The organism is Peribacillus sp. NPDC058002 (assembly GCF_042886655.1).
Taxonomy (GTDB): Bacteria; Bacillota; Bacilli; order Bacillales; family DSM-1321; genus Peribacillus; species Peribacillus aracenensis.
Genome location: NZ_JBHVQU010000234.1, coordinates 1 through 5,270 on the forward strand (window position 1 = coordinate 1; position 5,270 = coordinate 5,270).

A 5,270-nucleotide genomic window follows, 5' to 3' on the forward strand; every position below is an offset into this window, starting at 1 on the left:
GGAGCTGTATTCATATATGCTATATTTTCTATAATAGTTGGATTGATTATCTTTTTGCCCAAGTTTGGCCTGTAGGTTGCCAAAATGGTACTCAATTTGAAAGGAAGATGTGAATTGAATACAAACGAATTGATTGAGGAAGCTAAAAAAGCAAGGGATAAAGCTTATGTGCCTTACTCCAAATTTAAGGTGGGGGCTGCCCTTTTAACCTCTGATGGAAAGGTCTATCATGGTTGCAATATAGAAAATGCTGCATACAGCATGTGTAACTGCGCCGAAAGGACAGCTTTATTCAGCGCTTATGCCCATAACGATAAAAAATTCACTAAACTTGCAGTCGTGGCAGATACCGATGGTCCCGTATCCCCATGCGGGGCATGCAGACAAGTTATTTCGGAACTGTGTGAAAAGGATATGCCGGTCGTTTTAACCAACTTACATGGGGATATAAAAGAACTAACAGTACAGGAATTGCTTCCAGGAGCTTTTTCACCGGAGGATTTAAATGAATAAACTATTTGATGATACACAAGTAAAAGGTTACAAATCAGGTTTCATATCGATTATTGGACGACCCAATGTTGGGAAGAGTACATTTCTGAATCGGGTCATTGGTCAAAAGATTGCAATTATGAGCGATAAACCGCAAACTACAAGAAATAAGGTCCAGGGTGTACTTACGCAGAACGATTCACAAATGATTTTCATCGATACACCCGGCATTCATAAACCAAAGCATAAGCTTGGTGACTTCATGATGAAAGTGGCAACGAATACATTGAAGGAAGTCGATTTGATTCTCTTCATGATCAATGCGACGGAAGGATACGGACGCGGTGACGAGTTTATCATCGAAAAACTTCAATCCGTAAAAACGCCTGTTTTCCTGGTTGTAAACAAAATCGATGCGATGCATCCAGATGATTTACTTCCGATCATAGAGAAATACCAACAGCTATACCCTTTTGCGGCGGTCGTTCCGATTTCTGCGCTTGAAGGAAATAATGTTGATACACTTCTTGAACAAATCAAGGAACATCTGCCAGAGGGTCCCCAGTTTTATCCAGCTGACCAAGTGACAGACCACCCGGAGCGTTTTATCATTTCCGAATTGGTCCGCGAAAAGGTACTGCACCTGACACGTGAAGAAATTCCGCATTCAGTGGCTGTTGTCATCGATTCAATTAAAAAAATGGACAACAGTGATACCATTAATGTCATGGCGACGATCGTTGTCGAACGTGATTCACAAAAAGGCATTGTCATCGGAAAGCAAGGGAAAATGCTTAAAGAAGTCGGCAGCCGTGCCAGGGTGGATATCGAAAACTTATTGGGCTCGAAAGTTTTCTTGGAACTATGGGTGAAGGTACAGAAGGATTGGCGGAACAAAGCAAGCCAGCTTCGCGATTATGGCTTCAATGAAAGCGAGTATTAATTAACAAAATTTACGCGTCATGAAAGTTCGGAAAACGGTCAAGCTAACCATATGGTCGGATATTCATTGCTAGTTAAAAATGAAAGGTGGGCTTTATATGTTGGATTTTACCTGGGAGTTATTTACTGAAACAGGTAATGTGGACACCTATTTGCTGTTTAAGGAGATAGAAGTCGAGAGACAGGAAGGACACTTGGTTTTGAACGATGAGCTAGCAGAAATTGATTTTCCTGTTTCATAGGTTAGTCTTGACGAGCATGGGTGGTGTCTTGGTATGCTCCAAAAATGTGAGGGCATTGTCATAAGGCGAACTGCATATGGAGAAAATAACAAAATCATTACTATATATACCCGTGAGCTAGGAAAAATTGGCGTTATGGCTAGAGGAGCCAGTAAACCTAACAGCAGGCTTTCTGCCGTCACACAGCTTTTTTGCTCCGGGTATTTTCTTGTAACCACATCAACCGGACTCGGCAGTCTTCAGCAAGGCGAAATGGTCGATTCACTCCGTTTCATACGGGAGGATCTTTTTGCCACTGCCTATGCTTCATATATTGTTGAATTGCTTGATAAAAGTGTCGAGGATAAGAAACCGAATCCGTATTTATATGAATTGCTTTCACAAACCTTGCATTACATAAACGAGGAATATGACGCAGAGGTTTTGAAATTCATTTTTGAAATGAAGATGCTGCCCGTAAATGGGATTAACCCAGTGCTGAATCAGTGTGCTGTATGTGGTGAAACGGAAGGGGAATTCTCCTTCTCGCTTCGGGAAGCGGGCTTTATCTGTCATCGCTGTCTGGGAAAAGACCCTTATCATTATAAAATTTCACCTGCGGCCGTCAAACTGCTTCGAATCTTTTATTATTTCGATTTATCAAGGCTCGGAAACATTTCCGTTAAGCCTGAAACGAAAAAAGAACTTCGGAAGATCATCGATGCATATTATGAGGAATATTCCGGTCTGCATTTGAAATCAAAAAAGTTCCTGAAACAGATTGATACGATGAAAGATATGTTTTAGGATCTGACCTATTGACATTCCATGCTAGTTTGTATAAAATTCTAATCATTAAAATAAGAAGATTGCGTTGATGGAAAAGAGTATCTGTCATTCTCCATAAAAAGCGAACCCGGGACGGTGGAAGCCGGGATATGGATATACAGGGAAGGGCGTTTCCGGAGCATGTTGCTTTGAAAAGAGGCCGTTTTATAAACGGCAATTAGGGTGGAACCGCGGGTATACTCTCGTCCCTATGCATTTCGCATAGGGACGGGAGTTTTTTGTTTGCCAAGATGTAATGGGTTCCTATTCCTGAATTTTAATAAGAGCCGTTTTAAATAATCTGGAGGTGTACGATGAATATTCAAAATATGATTTTAACGTTACAAAAGCATTGGTCTGAACAAGGCTGCATATTGATGAATGCTTATGATGTAGAGAAAGGGGCAGGAACGATGAGCCCATACACGTTCCTGAGAGCCATTGGACCGGAGCCTTGGAGCGTTGCTTACGTGGAACCTTCCCGCCGTCCTGCTGACGGCCGTTATGGCGAGAACCCTAATCGACTGTATCAGCATCATCAGTTCCAAGTGATCATGAAGCCGTCGCCTGACAATATCCAAGAGTTATATTTGGATTCATTACGCGCATTAGGGATAAATCCGCTTGAGCATGATATTCGTTTTGTGGAGGACAACTGGGAAAATCCATCACTAGGATGTGCTGGTCTAGGTTGGGAAGTATGGCTTGATGGAATGGAAATCACTCAATTTACATATTTCCAACAAGTGGGCGGCCTTGAGTGTAAGCCGGTTTCAGTGGAAATTACATACGGAATCGAACGTCTCGCTTCTTACATTCAAGATAAGGAAAACGTATTTGACCTAGAATGGACAGATGGATTCACAGTTCGGGATATATTTGGTCAGCCGGAATACGAACATTCGAAATATACGTTCGAAACCTCCGACCTTGATATGCTATTCCAGCTTTTCACGATGTATGAAAAGGAAGCGCATCGCCAAATGGAAGAAGGACTTGTACATCCTGCATATGATTATGTTTTGAAATGTTCACATACATTTAACCTTTTGGATGCCAAAGGTGCCATCTCGGTGACGGAAAGAACGGGTTATATTGCCCGGTGCCGTAACTTAGCGCGTAAGGTTGCCAAAACCTTCTATGAAGAGCGGGAAAAATTAGGCTTCCCGATCCTGAAAGTGAAAGGGGAGAATACAAATGAGCAAGCGTGATTTGTTATTGGAGATTGGATTGGAAGAGCTGCCTGCCCGTTTTGTGACAGCATCGATGAAACAATTGTCAGATAAAGTACAGCAATGGCTAACGGAAAAAGCGATTGAATTCGGAACGGTTGAAGCTTTTTCCACACCAAGACGTTTAGCTGTATTGGTGAAAGATGTGGAAGAATCCCAAAAGGATATCGAAGAAGAAGCAAAAGGTCCGGCGAAGAAAATCGCTTTGGACAGTGAAGGCAACTGGTCTAAAGCCGCATTGGGATTCGTCAGGGGTCAAGGCATGACTTCAGAGGACATTTATTTTAAAGAACTCAAGGGTGTGGAATATGCCCATGTGAATAAATTCATAAAAGGACAGCAGACTGCTCAGCTTTTATCTGAGCTTCAGGAAATCATCAGCGGCATGACGTTCCCGAAAAATATGCGCTGGGCCAATCAGGAGCTCCGCTTCGTCCGTCCGATTAAATGGCTGATTGCCTTATTCGGCAATGATATAGTTCCATTCAGCATTGCTGACGTGAAAACGGGCCGTGAAACAAAAGGACACCGTTTCTTGGGCGATAGCGCAATCATCGAGCAGCCGGAACGGTATGAGGATACGCTAAAAGAACAATTTATAATGGCGGATCCAGATAAACGCCGACAAGTTATATTGGATCAGATTAAAGAGCTTGAGCAGGAGAAAGGCTGGATCATCCCGGTCGATGAAGATCTGCTTGAAGAAGTCAATAATTTGGTAGAGTATCCAACGGTGTTATTTGGACATTTTGAAGAAGAATTCCTAGAGCTTCCTGCTGAGGTACTTATCACTTCAATGAAGGAACACCAACGCTATTTCCCTGTTAAAGATAAGGACGGGAAACTGCTTGCTTACTTTGTAACCGTGCGTAACGGCGATGACCGTCATTTGGATAAGGTCTCTAAAGGGAATGAAAAAGTATTGCGTGCCCGCTTATCGGATGCAGCATTTTTCTATAAAGAAGATCAGAAAAAAGAGATTTCGGATGCTTTGAAAAAACTTGACAGTATCGTTTATCATGAAGAAATTGGTACATTAGCCGAGAAAACTGCCCGGGTAACTGCAGTGACCGGTGCCCTTGCGGATGCTTTGAATTTAAAGGCCGAAAAAGAAATGGCGCTTCGTACAGCGGCAATTGCCAAGTTCGATTTGGTGAGTCATATGGTTTATGAATTCCCTGAATTGCAAGGGTATATGGGTGAAAAATATGCTCTCCTAAAAGGGGAAGCCAAAGAAGTGGCCGCGGCTATCAATGAACATTATATGCCAAGACATGCGGATGACATTGTACCGCCTTCAGTCATTGGTGCGGTTGTGAGTTTAGCTGAAAAAATTGATACTTTGTCTTCATTCTTCGCTATTGGTGTCATTCCGACAGGTTCCCAGGATCCTTACGCATTAAGAAGGCAGGCGAGCGGGGTCGTCCAAATTCTAGCTGAGAAAAAATGGGATATTTCTTTAGAGGAGCTTATTGTTTTAGGCCTTAAAGGACTGGAATCAAAAGGCATCTTAAAACGTGATCTTGAAGAAGTTAAAGCGGATATGTTCACATTC

At 42.4% G+C, this 5,270-nt stretch carries 6 protein-coding genes and 1 other annotated feature; all 6 genes read left to right on the plus strand.

Annotation, left to right across the window (positions count from 1 at the left end):
* Positions 1-84: 84 nt before the first annotated feature.
* Positions 85-513 carry a cytidine deaminase gene (locus ACFVSH_RS22390; RefSeq protein WP_387707896.1) on the plus strand — a complete coding sequence of 143 codons (429 nt, stop codon included), beginning with the start codon at positions 85-87 and terminating at the stop codon, positions 511-513.
* Positions 506-1,435: a GTPase Era gene (gene era / locus ACFVSH_RS22395; protein ID WP_260284723.1), complete on the plus strand. Its 930-nt coding sequence runs from the start codon at positions 506-508 to the stop codon at positions 1,433-1,435. The genes ACFVSH_RS22390 and era overlap by 8 nt, the downstream gene beginning before the upstream one ends.
* Before the next feature lie 97 nt (positions 1,436-1,532).
* Positions 1,533-1,676 carry a YqzL family protein gene (locus ACFVSH_RS22400; protein ID WP_387598027.1) on the plus strand — a complete coding sequence of 48 codons (144 nt, stop codon included), beginning with the start codon at positions 1,533-1,535 and terminating at the stop codon, positions 1,674-1,676.
* 33 nt (positions 1,677-1,709) lie between these two features.
* The gene (gene recO, locus ACFVSH_RS22405) at positions 1,710-2,462 is read left to right on the plus strand and encodes a DNA repair protein RecO (protein ID WP_260284722.1); all 753 of its coding nucleotides are present in this window, start codon (positions 1,710-1,712) and stop codon (positions 2,460-2,462) included.
* A 58-nt stretch (positions 2,463-2,520) separates the two neighbouring features.
* Positions 2,521-2,697 (plus strand) — a binding site (T-box leader).
* A gap of 100 nt (positions 2,698-2,797) precedes the next feature.
* Entirely contained in the window at positions 2,798-3,694 is an 897-nt protein-coding gene (gene glyQ, locus ACFVSH_RS22410; RefSeq protein WP_034308488.1) for a glycine--tRNA ligase subunit alpha, read from the plus strand.
* Positions 3,681-5,270 (plus strand): glycine--tRNA ligase subunit beta (gene glyS / locus ACFVSH_RS22415; protein WP_387707898.1); only part of this gene is annotated, 1,590 nt, incomplete at its 3' end. The genes glyQ and glyS, both read left to right, overlap by 14 nt.

Bases quoted from the DNA above. Each gene is read 5' to 3' on its own strand.
- ACFVSH_RS22400 (WP_387598027.1), top strand. From the start codon at position 1,533: ATGTTGGATTTTACCTGGGAGTTATTTACTGAAACAGGTAATGTGGAC.
- era (WP_260284723.1), top strand. From the start codon at position 506: ATGAATAAACTATTTGATGATACACAAGTAAAAGGTTACAAATCAGGT.
- recO (WP_260284722.1), top strand. From the start codon at position 1,710: ATGCTCCAAAAATGTGAGGGCATTGTCATAAGGCGAACTGCATATGGA.
- ACFVSH_RS22390 (WP_387707896.1), top strand. From the start codon at position 85: ATGGTACTCAATTTGAAAGGAAGATGTGAATTGAATACAAACGAATTG.
- glyQ (WP_034308488.1), top strand. From the start codon at position 2,798: ATGAATATTCAAAATATGATTTTAACGTTACAAAAGCATTGGTCTGAA.